This is a genomic window from Achromobacter sp. SLBN-14, from assembly GCF_006715415.1.
Taxonomy (GTDB): domain Bacteria; phylum Pseudomonadota; class Gammaproteobacteria; order Burkholderiales; family Burkholderiaceae_B; genus Achromobacter; species Achromobacter mucicolens.
In genome coordinates this window covers 799635-817146 of sequence record NZ_VFNE01000001.1, presented here as the reverse complement: position 1 = coordinate 817146, position 17512 = coordinate 799635, and the positions used below count along the sequence as shown (strand labels likewise).

Genomic DNA, 17512 nt, shown 5'->3' with positions numbered 1-17512 from the left:
TGAGGTTGTGCCCGGTGTAGCTGCGGGTTGCGCGGAGGGGGAGTTGTGTTCTGCCTCGGCGGGGGGAGATTCGACACTACGGTCGGGCGAAGCCTGCGCGGACGATGACTCTGCGACCGTTGATAGTGTCTTCGGAGGGCTTGCTTCCGCAATGGAAAAGGTTAGCAAACTGACTGTCAGCAACACGAAGCTGCACGCAAGAGCGGCCGCTCCCGAGCGGCCGCCTTCAGCTTGCAGTGTGATCCGTCGGCTAACCAAACAGAGCCTTTCGCTGAAGCGCGCGAACCACAAACGAATCCATTCGCTTGAGGATAGTCGGCTGCGCCGCAAAGCGAAACTTACGATAGAAATGCTCTCTGGACCCTGCATTGACAATGCTGGGCCCGAACAAACCTAGGAAGAAAGAGCTCGTCACGCTGTACGCGTTGTGCGGAACGACCACATCCACCAGCAGACTCGCGTCAGCATCCGCCTTATCCAACCGGATCTGCTTGCGAATGGTCTCACCTCGCTCACGCCCGGAGTACACCGGGCCTTCGAAGTTCGCTAAGTCAATCTTCATCACTTTTTGTTCCATTCTCGCTCTCCCCGACCAAGGTTGCAGAGGTTAGGGGAAACCTGATGCTGATGATTGTACCCGGGAAATGTAACTTACCTAGCGACCGCACAAAGCTCGAGTCTGGCCGTTCGTTCAAGTCGTTGGTCGCGTTGAACGCAATCTTTCGCCGACCGCCAGGCGCGTCCGACGCCAATTTGTGAGTGCCATCAAACCTAATATAGGTGCTTCCGGACAGAATTGCCATCTCCGCTGCGCAGTTTTTTGCGCTAGTGCATTCTTCGTACACTCTTTGAAAAAACTGGATGAGGTCAACCGTACCTTGCCCCCGGGTGTCCGTCACCGTCTCATTCTTGGAACTGACGTCAGGTTGCAATGCGACGACTGTGATCAGGTCTTGCTCGCGCCAATCAGGGCTAAACAGGCGCTTGCCGCTATGCATATCTACGTAGGGCCCTATCTGGTCCCAGGTGTAGCAAGGCTTAGGCAATTGCAATAGGGATTCGGCAATTGATCGGCCAAAGTTGAAGATCGCGATTTCGCACCACGGTGTGGGGGCGCTTTGATCCAAATAGCCCTGTAGTGTCCAATCGACAAATCCCGGATGTTCCTCCGCATTGTTGAGGATCTCAGTGATGTACTCGGTAAGGCTGTTCAAGCCGTCTGGGGTAAGTTCGTGCCCCGTTGTGTTGAGACACTTGTTGATGTGATCTACGAATCGGCGCGCGGTGGAGTCGACCTTGCCGGCCCCCGTCCCCTTTTTCTTCGGGGAGTAGTGCTTTTGCCTAGAGTCAAAAACTTCAAGATGGCTAGCCTCAGCTTTGCTGGGCGCTTCATGCTCGACCCCAAGGTGTTTGATGATGCCTATTGCGCGAATAAAGCGCTGAACACTCGCATCCGTGGGTAAAAAGCCGTTGAACCGCAATCGTGCTCGGCTGCGCTTGATCTTGAACTGAGCCTCAAATTCGGACGCCACGATGTCCAGCAGAGCGTTCGCCGCCAAGTCGTACTTTCGCAATTGCTGATGGTGGAACGTAATAGTCCGAATCGCCTTGCCCTCGTGCAATGCTCGTGCGAACGAGCAGGCCAGTATTACAGCGTCTTCCGGGGCGTCCAGTATGGACAATACCGGCGGAACCTTGACGGTAATTTTTCGCTTGTGCGCGGTCAGCGCCCTCGATGAGTGCCGAGCCAGCAGGGCGATGACCTTCGACCTGGGTCCGAACAAATCTCGCCTCTCTCCGCTCTCTACGCTCAGACCACGCCGACGACGTTGCGCCATCATGCGTTTTCTTTTCTGGAGGTCCAACGCGGGACGGCGGCGCAGAGCCATTAGAGCCTGTTCGAGCGGAATTCTTTTCATAGACTGAGAGGCGACGACCAAGAACTCCCTATTGTTACACATATGGAAATGTGTTTCTGGCCGGTCCGCCAGCCGGTCAGGGGATTAGGCAGGCGATTAAAAGCTGACCAAAGAGCTGACCGAACAGCCCCAAACAGCCCAAAAAAAAGGCCAACTTTAAGGGTTGGCCTTTTCTAAGTGCTTGATATTGCTAGAGTATTTGGTGGAGCCGGGGGGAATTGAACCCCCGTCCGCAAGCCCTCCGCAACCAGTTCTACATGCGTAGTCGATTTATTTGGTTTTAACTTTGGACTTAGCCAACCGACAGGCCGGACCAAAGCGATTCACGTAATCTAAATCTGAGCCGTGTGACCCCAGCGCAGACCGATTCCTTGTGAATGTCGCTGCTGCGGTTCGAGGGTTACCCCCCTAGGAAGTTGCCTTCCTCCGCCTGACCCAAGGACAGATCAGTGCAGCGGCTCACCGCTTAAGCGGCGAGAGCGAAACGCTCGTCGTTGGCGTTTGTAGTGTTCCAGTGGTTTAACGAGCGTACTGGTGCTCGGCATGCCCTGAGTTGTTTCGCGACCCACGTCGAATCCGGATCGGCCCCAAGAACCTCTATTGTACTGTCAAACGCAATAGCCTGCCATCGCGCAATTGCCCGCCGGAACCGGCGTGGCGGCCAGGACACGGGCGCCGGCTCAGATGGCGTTGGCGCACGCCGCCTTGGACTGCCGCCGGCCGCGCGCCGCCGCCATCATCAGCGCGGCCAGGCCCACGGAAACTGCCACGATGATGGCGGCCGCGCCGCCCAGCGCCGCCAGGCCGTAGTGGTCGATCACGTGCCCGCCCACCACGGCGCCCAGGCCGATGCCGATGTTGGCGCCCGAGATGTTCAGCGACGCGGCAAAGGCGGGCGCTTCGGGGGCGGACTTCATCAGCCGCACGTGGCAGACGATGAACAGCGCGGCCTGCGCGATGCCCCAGATTCCCAGCGCCACCGCCAGCAGGCCATGCGACTGCATGGCGGGTGCAACGAACGTCAGGCCCACGGCCATCAGCGCCGAAAAAAGGGCCGTGGCGCCCAGCGGGCTGCGGTCCACGAGGCGCCCGCCCAGCGTGTTGCCGGCCAGTCCGACCGCGCCGAACGCCATCATCGTCCAGCCTACGGTCTCGCCGTCAAAACCGCCCAGGCGCTCGAGCATGTCGGCCAGGTAGGTGTAGGCGGTGAACATGCCCGTGAATACCAGCAGCGACAGCAACACGTGGCTGACCACCATGGGATCGCGCAGGATGCGCAACTGCGTGACCAGGCGCACGCTGTCGGCCCGGACGCGCGTGCTGGGAAAGGTCAGGAGCAGCAGCAGGGCCTTGGCGAATGCCACCGCGGACAGCACCCAGAATGCGGCGCGCCACCCGAAGGCGTCCGAGATCAGCACCCCGATGGGAATGCCGAACACCGTGGCGGCCACAATGCCGAAGGCCACCGTCGAGATGGCGCGTCCGGCGCGTGCCGGTCCCACTAGTTCCACGGCGGTGGCGCTGGCCAGCGACCAGAATACCGGCAGCGCCAGCGCCGGCACGAAGCGGGCGATCGCCATGATCCAGATGTTGGGCGCCACCGCCGCCAGCGCATTGGACAGCCCAAATAGCACCAGCACGCCGATGAACAGGCGCTTGCGCTCCATGTTGGCCACGAGGGCGGTGAGCAGGGGGCCGGTCGCCGCGACGGTGAAGGCGAACAGCGTCACCAGCAGGCCGGCCTGGGAAACGGTGACGTTCAGGTCGCGGGCAAGCCCGGGCAAGAGGCCCACGATCAGGAACTCGGTGGTCAGGACGGTGAAGCCGGCGGCGGAAAGAAGCAGGATGGGCAAAAGCATAGGCATTCCTTGGGCGCGAGGCCGGAAGGCGCCGCGCGTGCAGGGAGTTGAAGGCAAGGTCTAAAAGGTCTGGCGTGCGCCACGCCAGGCAGGGCACGGTGCGACGGGACGCTGAGGGCCGTCAGCACGGGGAAGTCGCCGCAGCCTGCTTGGGCCACGACGCCGGCATGCGCCGGTAGCGAAGCGATCCGAAAAAACCGGAGCGCGGTGTACGGTTCACACTTTAGGGGAGATTGCGGGGCGGATAAAGCCCCGGCGTCCGGATAGATTGTTCGGTCAGTTGCGCTAATAAGGCCGAACAGTGGCGGGCACCCGGCAGGCGCGTACGCCGCCCCGGCGGGACGGGCAGCCGGCGGGCCGCCCGTGCGCGACGGTCAGCGCAGGTCGCGCGGCAGCAAGGGCTCGATGGCCGCCCACAATTCCGTGGGCGAATTGGCGCAGGTTTCCGCCTGCCAGGCAATGACGTTGTCTTCTTCGCCCACGTAGCCATAGGCAGCCGCCACGGCGGGCATGCCGGCGGCGTGGGCAGCCTGAATGTCACGCAGGTCGTCGCCGACGTAGACGCAGCGGTCGATCTCAAAGCCTGCTTCGCGCGCGGCGTGCTGCAAGGGCAGGGGGTGGGGCTTGGCGTGTGCGGTGGTGTCGCCGCACACCAGCACGGCGCTGTCGCGCGTCAGGTCCAGGAATTCGACGATGGGCAAGGTCAGGTAGGTGACCTTATTGGTGACGATACCCCAGGACATGCCCCGGTTGCGGATATCGGCCAGCAGTTCCTCGATGCCCGGGAACAGCTTGCTGTGCACCGTCGAGCTGGCGGCGTAGTCTTCCAGGAACTGCAGGCGGGTGGGCTCGTAGTCCGGATGACCCGGTTGCAGGTCCAGCGCGACGCGCAGCAGGCCTCGCGCGCCCTGGGACGCCACGGGACGCAGCACCTCGTAAGCCATTGGCTCCAGGCCGCGGCGGGTGCGTTGCCGGTTCGCGGCGGCTGCCAGGTCGGGGGCGGTGTCGGCCAGGGTGCCGTCGAAATCGAACAGAATCAGGGCGCTCATTTACGGGTAGCCATCAGGTAGTTGACCGAGGTGTCGGACGACAGCGAGTAGATCTGGGTGATCGGGTTGTATTCCATGCCGCGCATGCTCACCGGCTCCAGCGCGGCGCCGCGCGCCGCGGCCGACAGTTCGCTCGGCTTGATGAACTGGTCGTAGGTATGCGTGCCGCGCGGCAGAAGGCGCAGGACATATTCCGCGCCGATGATGGCGAACACGAAGGACTTGGCGTTGCGGTTCAGGGTCGAAAAGAACACCCAGCCGCCCGGTTTCACCAGGGTCGAGCACGCGCGCACGATCGAGGCGGGATCCGGCACATGTTCCAGCATTTCCATGCAGGTCACCACGTCGTACTGGCTGGGTTGCTCGGCGGCCAGTTCCTCGACGGGCACCTTGCGGTACTCAACCTTCACGCCCGATTCCAGACCGTGCAGGCGCGCGATCTTCAGGGACTTGTCGGCCAGGTCGATGCCGGTCACCTCGGCGCCGCTGCGGGCCATGGCTTCCGACAGAATGCCGCCGCCGCAGCCCACGTCCAGCACCTTGCGGCCGGCCAGGCTGCCCGCGCATTCCTGGATCCACTCCAGGCGCAGCGGATTGATGGCGTGCAGCGGCTTGAACTCGCTTTCGGGATCCCACCAGCGGCTGGCCAGGGCGCTGAACTTGTCGATTTCGGCCTGGTCGGCGTTGACGGAGGCTTGCGCGGTGTCGTGAGTTTGCGTGTTCATGGGCGGTCCGGCGTAAGGCTGCTCTATATATAGAGGGGTCCAGCGCGCTAGGCGAGGAGAGGGCTCGGCGCTGCACCCGACGGGCGCGGCGCAGGCGAAAAAAAGGGCCTCGCTATGCGAGGCCCCTTTATTGTAGCTAGTCCAGCAATTACTTGCGGCTACCCACGATTTCGATCTCAACGCGACGGTTCTGGGCGCGGCCTTCCTTCGTCTTGTTGGAAGCGATCGGCTGCAGTTCGCCCTTGCCTTCCGTATAGATACGGTTGGGGTCGATGCCCAGGCTGACCAGGTAAGCCTTGACCGAAGCGGCGCGGCGCTCGGACAGCTTCTGGTTGTACTGTTCGGTACCGATCGAGTCGGTGTGGCCGACGGCGATGATCGTTTCCAGATCGATGGTGCTGGCTTGCTGAGCGACTTGCTGCAGCAGTTGGCGACCTTCGGGCTTCAGGGTCGACTTGTCGAAGTCGAAGAACGTGTCAGCATTGAACACGACCTTTGCCGCCATCGGGGCCGGCTTCGCCTTCTGCTGGGCAACCGGGACGCCGTCGCAACCGGGGATGCCGGTGGCCGGGGTCCAGAAGGCATCGCGCCAGCACAGTTCGTTCGTACCGTTCTTCCAAACGTTACCGAACGGGTTGCGCCAGTTGTCCACGGTTTGCGCGGAAGCTACACCAGAGGCCGTGACGGCGGCGAAGGCGAGCGCCAGAGCGAATTTGGAGGGTTTGTTCATGTTTCTCCTCGTTGAGCTTGAAGCTGGATAAGTGACTCGCAGCGAACCCCCGCCGCATATCAGGAAAACGGGGCCAGTATAGCAACGCCAAGAGCTGGTTCAAAGGAATAGCTACTGGGTTTCCTGCGTGCTGGAAACAATCTTAAGGCATTTGGGGGGCTTTGGCTTCCCTGGACAGGCGCATTAATGCTGGATATGACGTTTTCGGCACTCCTGCCGTTTCCCATGTTGGTTTTTGACAACAGGGCCGCGGGGCGCGGGTGGGCTTGGCCGGGCGGCGTTTCCGATCGATCCGTCGCGGTCCGCTTGCGGCGCCTTCCGACGGCCCATCCGACCGGTCCCTCAATCGAATGATAGAATTTCCTGTTTACCCGGCCCGGGTTCCTCCTTACACGATTCTGTCGTTATATATATGGATTCCTTTGCCAAGGAGACGCTTCCGGTATCGCTGGAAGAAGAGATGCGCCGCAGTTACCTCGATTACGCGATGAGCGTGATCGTCGGTCGGGCGCTACCGGATGTGCGGGACGGCTTGAAGCCCGTCCACCGGCGCGTGCTCTACGCGATGCACGAGCTGAACAACGACTGGAACCGCGCCTATAAGAAGTCCGCGCGTATCGTCGGGGACGTCATCGGTAAGTACCACCCCCACGGCGACCAGTCCGTCTACGACACCATCGTCCGCATGGCGCAGGATTTCTCCATGCGCTACATGCTGGTCGACGGGCAGGGCAACTTCGGTTCCATCGACGGCGACAACGCCGCCGCGATGCGTTACACCGAAATCCGCCTGGCCAAGATCGCGCACGAGCTCCTGGCCGACATCGACCAGGAAACCGTCGATTTCGGACCCAACTACGACGGCAGCGAACAGGAACCGCTGCTGCTGCCGTCGCGCCTGCCCAACCTGCTTGTCAACGGCAGCTCGGGCATCGCGGTGGGCATGGCCACCAATATTCCGCCGCACAACCTCCAGGAAGTGGTCGACGGCTGCCTGTACTGCCTGCGCAATCCGGCGTGCACGGTCGATGAGCTGATCGAGCTCATCCCGGCGCCGGACTTCCCCACGGGCGGCATCATCTACGGCATGTCCGGCGTGCGCGAAGGCTATCGCACGGGTCGCGGCCGCGTCATCATGCGCGCCAAGACGCACTTCGAAGACATGGAGAAGGGCAATCGCCAGGCGATCGTGATCGACGCGATTCCCTACCAGGTCAACAAGAAGACGCTGCAGGAACGCATTGCCGAGCTGGTCAACGACAAGAAGATCGAAGGTATCTCCGACATCCGCGACGAGTCCGACAAGGACGGCATGCGCCTTGTCATCGAGCTCAAGCGCGGTGAAGTGCCCGAGGTCGTGCTGAACAACCTCTACAAGAACACCCAGCTGCAGGACACCTTCGGGATGAACCTGGTGGCGCTGGTCGACGGCCAGCCCCGCCTGCTCAACCTGAAGCAGATGATCGATTACTTCCTGCAGCATCGCCGCGAAGTGGTCACGCGCCGCACCGTGTTCCAGTTGCGCAAGGCCCGCGAGCGCGGCCACGTGCTGGAAGGCCTGGCGGTGGCGCTGGCCAACATCGACGATTTCATCGCGATCATCAAGGCAGCGCCGACCCCGCCGGTGGCCCGCCAGGAACTGATGGCGAAGTCCTGGGATTCGTCGCTGGTGCGTGAAATGCTGTCGCGCGCCGACGGCGACACGCCGGGAGGCCGCGCGGCCTTCCGTCCGGACGACCTGGGCGTCGAGTTCGGCCTTCAGGGCGACGGCCTGTACCGCCTGAGCGACACCCAGGCCCAGGAAATCCTGAACATGCGCCTGCAACGCCTGACCGGGCTGGAGCAGGACAAGATCGTCGGCGAATACAAGGACATCATGTCCACCATCGCCGACCTGCTGGACATCCTGGCTCGTCCCGAGCGCATCACGACGATCATCAGCGAAGAACTGCAGGCCATCAAGGCCGAGTTCTCGACCGGCGCCAAGGATTCGCGCCGTTCGGAAATCGAACTGAACGCGACGGAACTGGATACCGAAGACCTGATCACGCCGACCGACATGGTTGTGACGCTGTCGCACGGCGGCTACATCAAGAGCCAGCCGTTGTCCGAATACCGTTCGCAAAAGCGCGGCGGACGCGGCAAGCAGGCCACGGCCATGAAGGAAAACGACTGGATCGACCAGCTCTTCATCGCCAATACGCACGACTTCCTGCTGTGCTTCTCGAACCGCGGCCGCGTCTACTGGCTGAAGGTCTGGGAAGTGCCGCAGGGCACGCGTAATTCGCGCGGCAAGCCGATCGTCAACATGTTCCCGCTGGCCGACGGCGAGAAGATCACGGTGGTGCTGCCGGTCAAGGAGTTCAGCGAAGACCACTTCGTCTTCATGGCGACCTCGCGCGGCACGGTCAAGAAGACCCCGCTGTCCGACTTCTCCAACCCGCGCAAGGCCGGCATCATCGCCGTCGACCTTGACGATGGCGACTACCTGATCGGCGCCGACCTCACCGACGGCAAGCATGACGTCATGCTGTTCTCGGACGCCGGCAAGGCCGTGCGCTTCGACGAGAACGACGTGCGTCCGATGGGCCGCAATGCCCGCGGCGTGCGCGGCATGATGCTCGAAGACACGCAGACCGTCATTGCGCTGCTGGTCGCCGGCGACGAAACGCAGACGGTGCTGACCGCCACCGAAAACGGCTACGGCAAGCGCACGCCGATCGCGGAATACACGCGCCACGGCCGCGGCACGAAGGGCATGATCGCCATCCAGACCACCTCGCGTAACGGCAAGGTCGTGGGTGCGGTGCTGGTCACGCCCACGGATGAAATCATGCTCATCACCACTGGCGGCGTCCTGGTGCGCACCCGCGTCGCGGAAATCCGCGAAATGGGCCGCGCGACGCAGGGCGTCACGCTGATCAACGTCGACGATGGCAGCACGCTGTCCGGCGTGCGCCGTGTCGTGGAAAGCGATGCGGACGACGACGGCGAACTGGACGAAGACGGCCAGCAAGCCGGTGGCGACGACAGCAGCGACGCAGCAGATTCGACGGAACCTACGGAGCAATAATGGCCCGCCCCTGGAACTTCTCGGCCGGCCCCTCGGTCCTGCCCGAGGTGGTGCTGCAGCAAGCCGCTGCAGAAATGTTGGACTGGCACGGCAGCGGCATGTCCGTGATGGAAATGAGCCATCGCGGCAAGCATTTCGTGCAGATCTGCGATGAAGCAGAGTCCGATCTACGCGACCTGCTGGGCCTGCCGGCGGACTACGCCGTCATGTTCATGCAAGGCGGCGGTTCCGGGGAAAACGCCATCGTTCCCATGAATCTCATGGGACGCCGCGGCGCGCCGGCCGCGGACTTCGTCGTGACGGGCCATTGGTCCAAGCGCTCGTACAAGGAAGCCGGCCGCTACGGCAGCACGCATATCGCGGCCAGCTCCGACCACGCCACCCAGATCGACGGCCGCGAGCAGGCGCCCTTGACCTGGGTGCCGGCTGCCGACACCTGGCAGGTGCGCAAGGAATCGGCCTACCTGCACCTGTGCAGCAACGAGACCATCGGCGGCGTCGAGTTCCTGGATTGGCCCGATACCGCCGACCTGGGCGCGCCCGACGTGCCGCTGGTCATCGACGCTTCCTCGCATTTCCTGTCGCGCCCGATGGACGTGACGCGCTGCGGCATGATGTACGCCGGCGCGCAGAAGAACGCTGGTCCGGCCGGCGTCACCATGGTCATCGCGCGCCGCGACCTGATCGGCCAGGCATTGCCGATCTGCCCGTCCGCGTTCGACTACGCCAACGTGGCCGCCGAACACTCGCGCTACAACACCCCGCCCACCTTTGCGATCTACATCGCGGGCCTGGTGTTCAAGTGGGTCAAGGCCAATGGCGGCGTGGCGGGCATGGAAGCGGCCAACAAGGCCAAGGCCGACCTGCTGTACGGTTACCTGGATAGCACCAGTTTCTACCGCAATCCCATTCACGCTCCCGTGCGTTCGCGCATGAACGTGCCGTTCGTGCTGCATGACGAGTCGCTCAACGACGCCTTCCTGAAGGGCGCCGAGGCAGCGGGCCTCACGCAGTTGAAGGGCCACAAGAGCGTGGGCGGCATGCGCGCCTCCATCTACAACGCGCTGCCGCTCGAAGGCGTGAAGGCGCTGGTCGAGTACCTGAAGGACTTCGAGCGCCGCCATGGATGAAGAGCTGCAGCGCAAGCTGCTTCCCCTGCGCAAGCGTATCGACGACCTCGATGCGCAAATCCTTGATCTCCTGTCGCAGCGCGCCCGCGCCGCGCTGGAAGTGGGCGAGGCCAAACATGCGGCGCATGCCGATGGCCCCGTGCTGCGGCCCGAGCGTGAGGCCGAAGTCATCCGCCGCCTGCAGCAGATCAATCCGGGTCCGTTTCCGAATGCCGGCGTGGCGTCGGTCTGGACCGAAATCATTTCCGCATGCCGCGGCCTTGAGCGCGGCATGACGGTCGCGTTCCTGGGCCCGCAGGGTTCGTTTTCGGAACAGGCCGCGCTGGAACACTTCGGGCATGCGGTGCAGAAGCTGCCTTGCGCCTCGTTCGACGAAGTTTTCCGGGCCGTCGAGGCCGGGCAGGCCGACGTGGGCATGGTGCCTGTCGAGAATTCGACCGAAGGCGCCGTCAACCGCAGCCTGGACCTGCTGCTGAACACTCCGCTCAAGATCCTGGGCGAGCGTTCGCTGGTGATTCGTCATTGCCTGATGTCGCAATCGGGCAGCATGGACGGCATCAAGACCATTTCCGCGCATCCGCAGGCGCTGGCCCAGTGCCAGGGCTGGCTGACGCGCAACCACCCCGACGTCGAGCGCGTGGCCGCGTCCAGCAACTCCGAAGCGGCGCGCGCTGCCGCCGGGGATCCGACCATCGCGGCGATCGCCGGCGATGTCGCGGCGCCTGCCTGGAACCTGCAGATCATTGCCGCCGGCATCCAGGACGACCCGCACAACCGCACCCGCTTTCTGGCGATCGGCAACATCGAGCCGCTCGTCAGCGGCAAGGACAAGACCAGCCTGATCCTGGCCGTGCCCAACCGCGCGGGCGCCGTCTATGAAATGCTGGCGCCCATGGCCGCCAACGGCGTGTCGATGACGCGCTTCGAGTCGCGCCCGGCGCGCACCGGCCAGTGGGAATACTATTTCTACGTCGACGTCCTGGGCCACCGGAACGACCCGAATGTCGAGCGCGCCCTGGCAGCCTTGCAGGCGCAGGTTGCCTACCTCAAAGTGCTGGGCTCGTACCCGGCGCAGTGAATCCCACATCATGACCCACGCATCCAAGCCCCTCGTTGCCCCCGCGCACGTCAGTGCCATTGCCCCGTACCAGGCCGGCAAGCCGATTGAAGAACTGGCCCGCGAGTTCGGGCTGGATCCGGCCACCATCGTCAAGCTGGCTTCCAACGAAAACCCGCTGGGCATGCCCAAGTCGGCGCGCGCGGCCATGCTGGCCGCCGCCGAATCGCTGGCGCGCTATCCGGACCCCAACGGTTTCGACCTGAAGGCGGCGCTTGCCGAACGCTATGGCGTGCCGATGAACTGGATCACGCTGGGCAACGGTTCCAACGACATCCTGGAAATCGCCGCGCTCGCGCTGCTGGAACCGGGCACGTCGGCGGTGTACGCGCAGCACTCGTTTGCGGTCTACCGCCTGGCCACGCAAGCGCGCGGCGCGCGCCACATCGTGGTGCCCGCCGTCGACCACGGCCATGACCTGGATGCGATGTTCGAGGCGATCGCCGACGACACGCGGCTGGTGTTCATCGCAAACCCGAACAACCCGACCGGCACCTTCGTGCCGGGCGAGAAGGTCGCCGAATTCCTCGAACGCGTAGAGGCCACCCACGGCGACCGCGTCACCGTTGTGCTGGACGAGGCCTACAACGAATACCTCGACCCCGAATTGCGCTTTGACAGCACTGCACTGGTGCGCCGCTATTCGAACCTGATCGTGTCGCGCACGTTCTCCAAGGCCTATGGCCTGGCGGGCCTGCGTGTCGGGTTCTCGGTCGCGCAGCCCGGCCTGACCGATCTGCTGAACCGCGTGCGCCAGCCTTTCAACGTCAACACGCTGGCCCAGGCCGCGGCCATCGCCGCGCTCGGCGATGCGGCCTACCTGGAAGAAGCCTACGCCTCCAACAAGGCGGGCAAGGCTCAGCTCTGCGCCGCGTTTGACAAGCTCAAGCTGCGTTACGTGCCCAGCTACGGCAACTTCGTGCTGGTCCACGTCGGCGACGCGCCGCGCATCAACCTTGAACTTCTCAAGCGTGGCGTCATCGTGCGTCCGGTGGCCGGCGACGGCCTGCCGGAGTGGTTGCGCGTGTCCATTGGACTGCCCCATGAAAACGCCCGATTCATCGACGCCCTGACCGCCATCCTGACCGCATGAACGACGCGTTACCTTCTTCCGATCAGGGGGCCGCGGGCCCCCTGATTCCTGTGTTGGCAGTGGTTGGCGTCGGCTTGATCGGCGGTTCGTTCGCGGCGGCCTTGCGCCAAGCCGGGCAGGTCGGCAAGGTGCTGGGCGTGGGACGCAATGCGCAGTCGCTGGAACGCGCCGTCGCGCTGGGCCTGATCGACGAGGCCGTGCCAGCGGAAGCCGCGGCCGCCCAGGCGGATCTCATCATGCTGGCCACGCCGGTTGGCGGCCTGACCAACGTGCTGTCGCAGATGCGGCCGCACCTTGCCCCCAATACCATCCTGACCGATGGCGGCAGCACCAAGGCCGAGGTGGTCGACGCCGCGCGCGAGGCGCTGGGCGACCGCATTGGGCAGTTCGTCCCGGGCCATCCCATCGCGGGCGCCGAGCGTACCGGGCCGGAGGCGGCGGACGCCAGCCTGTATCGCGGTCGCACCGTCATCCTCACGCCCGTGCCGGAAAACCAGGCAGCCGCCCTGACGCTGGTGCGCCGGGCCTGGCAGGCCTGCGGCGCGGACGTGATCGACATGGAGGCAGGCGCGCACGACCGTGTGCTCGCGTCGGTCAGCCATCTTCCGCATCTGCTTTCCGCGGTGTATATGGAACAGGTGGCCACGGCCGCCGACGCCCAGACCCGGCTTGACCTGGCGGGCAGCGGCTTTCGCGACTTCACCCGTATCGCCGCCGGATCGCCCGAGATGTGGCGCGACATCTTTCTGTCCAACCGCGACGCGATGCTGGCCGAACTGGCTGCGGTGCGCGGGGTGCTGGACCGTGCCGAGCGCGCTATTGCCGATGGCGACGGCGAGGCTTTGCTGACGTTGCTGGACACGGCGGCGCGTGCGCGCCGCGGCTGGCGCAAGGAGTAGTTCAATGGGCGCTTTGCCTTACCTCGATCTGCCGCGCGTGCGGCGCGCGCAGGGCATGATGGCCTTGCCGGGATCCAAGAGCATTTCCAACCGCGTGCTGCTGCTGTCGGCCATTGCCGAGGGCACGACCGTCATTACCGGCCTGCTGGACTCCGACGATACCCGCGTCATGCTGGCTGCGTTGCGCCAGTTGGGCGTGCAGGTGTCCGACCTGGACGCCGGCCGCGTGACGGTGCAGGGCGTGAGCCGCTTTCCGGTGGAAAGCGCCGACCTTTTCATGGGCAATGCCGGCACTGCGATCCGCCCGCTGACGGCGGCGTTGGCGCTGATGGGCGGCGACTATCGCCTGTCCGGCGTGCCGCGCATGCACGAACGTCCCATCGGCGACCTGGTCGATGCGCTGAACGCGCTGGGCGCGCGCATCGACTACCTGGGGCAGCCGGGCTATCCGCCGCTGCACATCGGCCGCGGCGACATCGCCGAGAACGCCGTGACGCGCGTGCAGGGTTCGGTGTCGAGCCAATTCCTGACCGCATTGCTGCTGGCCGCGCCGCTGCAGGCGGCCCGCAGCGGCAAGCCGGTGACCATCGAGGTCGTGGGCGCGCTGATCTCCAAGCCTTATATCGACATCACCCTGAACCTGATGGCGCGCTTTGGCGTGCTGGTGCAGCGGGATGGCTGGAGCCGTTTCGTGGTGGACGCGGGCGCGGCATACCGCAGCCCGGGCGAGATCGCCGTGGAAGGGGACGCATCGACGGCGTCGTATTTCCTGGCGCTGGGCGCCATCGGCGGCGGCCCCGTGCGGGTGACCGGCGTGGGTGCCGACAGTATCCAGGGCGACGTGGGATTCGCGAGCACCCTGGCCGACATGGGCGCCAAGGTCACCTACGGCCCGGGCTGGATCGAAGTCTCGGGTGTGCAGGTCGCTGACGGCGCGCGCCTGAAGGCTTTCGACACCGATTTCAACCTGATTCCCGACGCCGCCATGACGGCCGCTGCGCTGGCCCTGTATGCCGACGGCCCCTGCCGGCTGCGTAACATCGGCAGCTGGCGCGTCAAGGAGACGGACCGCATCCACGCCATGCAGACCGAGCTTGAAAAGCTGGGTGCACGGGTGGAATCCGGCCCCGACTGGCTGCAGGTGACGCCGCCGGCGCAGGACGCCTGGCGCGATGCGCACATCGGCACCTGGGACGACCATCGCATGGCCATGTGCTTCTCGCTGGCGGCGTTTGGCCCGGCGGCGGTCCGCATTCTCGACCCCGGTTGTGTCAGCAAGACGTTCCCGGGTTACTTTGACGTCTACGCCGGCCTGGTGTCGGCCTAGCGCTGCATGGCATCCATGACTTCGACAGCTTCAACTTCCGCCTCACAAGCCCCGGTCATCACGATCGACGGCCCCACCGCCTCCGGCAAGGGCACCGTGGCTCATCGCGTCGCCAAGGCGCTGGGCTGGGCCGTGCTGGACAGCGGCGCGCTGTACCGCCTGACCGCGCTGGCCGCCATCAACCGGGGCGTTGCCGCCGAGGACGAGCCGGCCGTGGCGCGCGTGGCCGAGACGCTGGATGTGCGTTTCGAGGGGCCCCACGTGTACCTCGAGGGCGCCGATGCGGGCCATGACATCCGCCGCGAGGAAGTGGGCAATTTCGCGTCCCGCGTGGCTGCCTTTCCCGGCGTGCGGCAGGCGCTGCTCGAGCGCCAGCGCGCGTTCCGGCTGCCGCCTGGCCTGGTGGCGGACGGCCGTGACATGGGCACCGTCGTGTTCCCGGATGCGTCCCTGAAGGTCTTCCTGGTGGCCGACGTTGTCGCCCGGGCGGAGAGGCGGCGTAAGCAGTTGATCGAAAAGGGAATTTCTGCTAATCTAGACGACCTTTTGCGGGATATGCGCGAGCGTGATGCGCGCGATACCGGGCGCGCCACCGCGCCGCTCGCTCCCGCAGCAGATGCACACGTGCTGGATTCGTCCAACCTGACAATCGCAGAAACGGTGCAGGCAATACTGGATTTCTGGCAGCAAGCCAGCCAGTGATGCGCGACGCAGCACTTAAAGCAGTTTTTTGATTAGGCCCTGCTCAAGCCAGGCGACTCCCCCACGGGCCACCCCGCAAGGGTCAGCCTGCCGGCAGGTATTTTGACTCCACTGTGGCGGGCAATCCGCTGCGGTGTGTTCTTAACGGCCATTTCGGCCCAATGGATTTCAACCCCATGTCTTCCGTTTCCACTACCGCCACCGGCGGCGAAAGCTTCGCCGACCTTTTCGCACAAAGCCTCAAGAGCCAGGACATGAAGTCCGGCGAGGTCATCAGCGCCGAAGTCGTGCGCGTCGACCACAATTTCGTCGTCGTCAACGCCGGCCTGAAGTCCGAAGCGCTGATCCCCCTGGAAGAGTTCCTGAACGACCAGGGCGAGCTCGAAGTGCAACCCGGCGATTTCGTCTCGGTGGCCATCGATTCCCTGGAAAACGGCTACGGCGACACCATCCTGTCGCGTGACCGCGCCAAGCGCCTGTCGGCCTGGCTGCAACTGGAAAAGGCCCTGGAGAACGGCGAACTGGTTACCGGCACCATCACCGGCAAGGTGAAGGGCGGTCTGACCGTCATGACCAACGGCATCCGCGCGTTCCTGCCGGGTTCGCTGGTGGATCTGCGTCCGGTCAAGGACACCACCCCGTACGAAGGCAAGACCCTCGAATTCAAGGTCATCAAGCTCGACCGCAAGCGCAACAACGTTGTGCTGTCGCGTCGCCAGGTGCTGGAAGCCAGCATGGGCGAAGAGCGTCAAAAGCTGCTCGAAACCCTGCACGAAGGTGCCGTGGTCAAGGGCGTGGTCAAGAACATCACCGACTACGGCGCGTTCGTCGACCTGGGCGGCATCGATGGCCTGCTGCACATCACCGACATGGCCTGGCGCCGTGTGCGTCACCCCTCCGAAGTCCTGCAAGTGGGTCAGGAAGTCGAAGCCAAGGTCCTCAAGTTCGACCAGGAAAAGAGCCGCGTCTCCCTGGGCGTCAAGCAGCTTGGCGAAGATCCGTGGGTGGGCCTGGCTCGCCGCTACCCGCAAGGCACCCGCCTGTTCGGCAAGGTCACGAACCTGACCGACTACGGCGCGTTCGTTGAAGTCGAAGCCGGCATCGAAGGCCTGGTCCACGTGTCCGAAATGGACTGGACCAACAAGAACGTCGACCCGCGCAAGGTTGTGACCCTGGGCGAAGAAGTCGAAGTCATGGTCCTGGAAATCGACGAAGACCGTCGCCGCATTTCGCTGGGCATGAAGCAGTGCCGCCAGAACCCGTGGGAAGAGTTCGCCACGAACTTCAAGCGTGGCGACAAGGTCCGCGGCGCCATCAAGTCGATCACCGACTTCGGCGTGTTCGTCGGCCTGCCCGGCGGCATCGACGGCCTGGTCCACCTGTCCGACCTGTCGTGGACGGAAGCTGGCGAAGAAGCCGTTCGCAACTTCAAGAAGGGCGACGAAATCGAAGCCGTGGTTCTGGGCATCGACACCGACAAGGAACGCATCTCGCTGGGCATCAAGCAGCTGGAAGGCGACCCCTTCAACAACTTCGTCGCCACGTTTGACAAGGGCGCCGTGGTTCCGGGCACCATCAAGTCGGTCGAAGCCAAGGGCGCCGTGGTTACGCTGTCCGTGGACGTCGAAGGCTACCTGCGCGCTTCCGAGATCTCCTCGGGCCGCGTCGAAGATGCCACCACCGTGCTGTCCGCCGGCGAGAACATCGAAGCCATGATCGTCAACATCGACCGCAAGACGCGTTCGATCCAGCTGTCGATCAAGGCCCGCGACAACGCCGAAACCGCCGACACGATCCAGCGCATGTCCGACGCCAGCGCTTCGTCCGGCACCACCAACCTCGGCGCGCTGCTGAAGGCCAAGCTGGACCAACAGCGCAACGACGGTTAA

General features: G+C 64.2%; 14 protein-coding genes and 1 other RNA gene. 8 read left to right on the top strand and 7 right to left on the bottom strand.

From position 1 onward, the window contains the following. Positions 1 to 250: 250 nt before the first annotated feature. From FBY20_RS03760 to ompA, 7 genes are all read right to left on the bottom strand, one after another. A complete protein-coding gene (locus tag FBY20_RS03760; RefSeq protein WP_142050130.1) occupies positions 251 to 577 on the bottom strand; it encodes a hypothetical protein in 327 nt (108 codons plus the stop codon). Further along, on the bottom strand, positions 552 to 1841 hold the full coding sequence (locus FBY20_RS03755) for a hypothetical protein (protein ID WP_142050127.1): 1290 nt from the start codon (positions 1839 to 1841) through the stop codon (positions 552 to 554). Before FBY20_RS03755 ends, FBY20_RS03760 begins: the two co-directional genes overlap by 26 nt. Before the next feature lie 278 nt (positions 1842 to 2119). Then, positions 2120 to 2508: a transfer-messenger RNA gene (gene ssrA / locus FBY20_RS03750) on the bottom strand. Positions 2509 to 2599: 91 nt separating this feature from the next. Then, positions 2600 to 3778 carry an MFS transporter gene (locus tag FBY20_RS03745; protein ID WP_142050125.1) on the bottom strand — a complete coding sequence of 393 codons (1179 nt, stop codon included), beginning with the start codon at positions 3776 to 3778 and terminating at the stop codon, positions 2600 to 2602. Between the two features lie 374 nt (positions 3779 to 4152). Next, positions 4153 to 4827 (bottom strand): HAD-IA family hydrolase, encoded by a 675-nt coding sequence (locus tag FBY20_RS03740; RefSeq protein WP_056322226.1) that lies wholly within the window; start codon positions 4825 to 4827, stop codon positions 4153 to 4155. Beyond that, the gene (ubiG, locus tag FBY20_RS03735; RefSeq protein ID WP_142050122.1) at positions 4824 to 5552 is read right to left on the bottom strand and encodes a bifunctional 2-polyprenyl-6-hydroxyphenol methylase/3-demethylubiquinol 3-O-methyltransferase UbiG; all 729 of its coding nucleotides are present in this window, start codon (positions 5550 to 5552) and stop codon (positions 4824 to 4826) included. The genes FBY20_RS03740 and ubiG overlap by 4 nt, the downstream gene beginning before the upstream one ends. A gap of 148 nt (positions 5553 to 5700) precedes the next feature. Next, on the bottom strand, positions 5701 to 6282 hold the full coding sequence (gene ompA / locus FBY20_RS03730) for an outer membrane protein OmpA (protein ID WP_056322232.1): 582 nt from the start codon (positions 6280 to 6282) through the stop codon (positions 5701 to 5703). Between the two features lie 412 nt (positions 6283 to 6694). On the opposite strand from ompA, the gene gyrA reads away from it, so the two are divergent. The 8 genes from gyrA to rpsA all read left to right on the top strand — a co-directional run bounded on the left by gyrA (position 6695) and on the right by rpsA (position 17512). Continuing rightward, complete coding sequence (gene gyrA, locus FBY20_RS03725) at positions 6695 to 9355, top strand: DNA gyrase subunit A (RefSeq protein ID WP_056322234.1); 2661 nt, start codon at positions 6695 to 6697, stop codon at positions 9353 to 9355. Beyond that, positions 9355 to 10485: a 3-phosphoserine/phosphohydroxythreonine transaminase gene (gene serC / locus FBY20_RS03720; RefSeq protein ID WP_056322236.1), complete on the top strand. Its 1131-nt coding sequence runs from the start codon at positions 9355 to 9357 to the stop codon at positions 10483 to 10485. Before gyrA ends, serC begins: the two co-directional genes overlap by 1 nt. Beyond that, positions 10478 to 11563, top strand: a complete 1086-nt coding sequence (pheA, locus tag FBY20_RS03715; RefSeq protein WP_142050114.1) for a prephenate dehydratase — start codon at positions 10478 to 10480, stop codon at positions 11561 to 11563. Before serC ends, pheA begins: the two co-directional genes overlap by 8 nt. Before the next feature lie 10 nt (positions 11564 to 11573). Further along, positions 11574 to 12695 carry a histidinol-phosphate transaminase gene (gene hisC / locus FBY20_RS03710; RefSeq protein WP_142050110.1) on the top strand — a complete coding sequence of 374 codons (1122 nt, stop codon included), beginning with the start codon at positions 11574 to 11576 and terminating at the stop codon, positions 12693 to 12695. Next, positions 12692 to 13594, top strand: a complete 903-nt coding sequence (locus tag FBY20_RS03705; RefSeq protein ID WP_142050107.1) for a prephenate dehydrogenase/arogenate dehydrogenase family protein — start codon at positions 12692 to 12694, stop codon at positions 13592 to 13594. The genes hisC and FBY20_RS03705 overlap by 4 nt, the downstream gene beginning before the upstream one ends. Positions 13595 to 13598: 4 nt before the next feature. Beyond that, complete coding sequence (gene aroA, locus FBY20_RS03700) at positions 13599 to 14921, top strand: 3-phosphoshikimate 1-carboxyvinyltransferase (RefSeq protein WP_142050104.1); 1323 nt, start codon at positions 13599 to 13601, stop codon at positions 14919 to 14921. 15 nt (positions 14922 to 14936) lie between these two features. Continuing rightward, the gene (gene cmk / locus FBY20_RS03695) at positions 14937 to 15623 is read left to right on the top strand and encodes a (d)CMP kinase (protein ID WP_142050101.1); all 687 of its coding nucleotides are present in this window, start codon (positions 14937 to 14939) and stop codon (positions 15621 to 15623) included. Between the two features lie 176 nt (positions 15624 to 15799). Continuing rightward, positions 15800 to 17512, top strand: coding sequence for a 30S ribosomal protein S1 (gene rpsA / locus FBY20_RS03690; RefSeq protein WP_056322251.1), 1713 nt, complete (start codon positions 15800 to 15802; stop codon positions 17510 to 17512).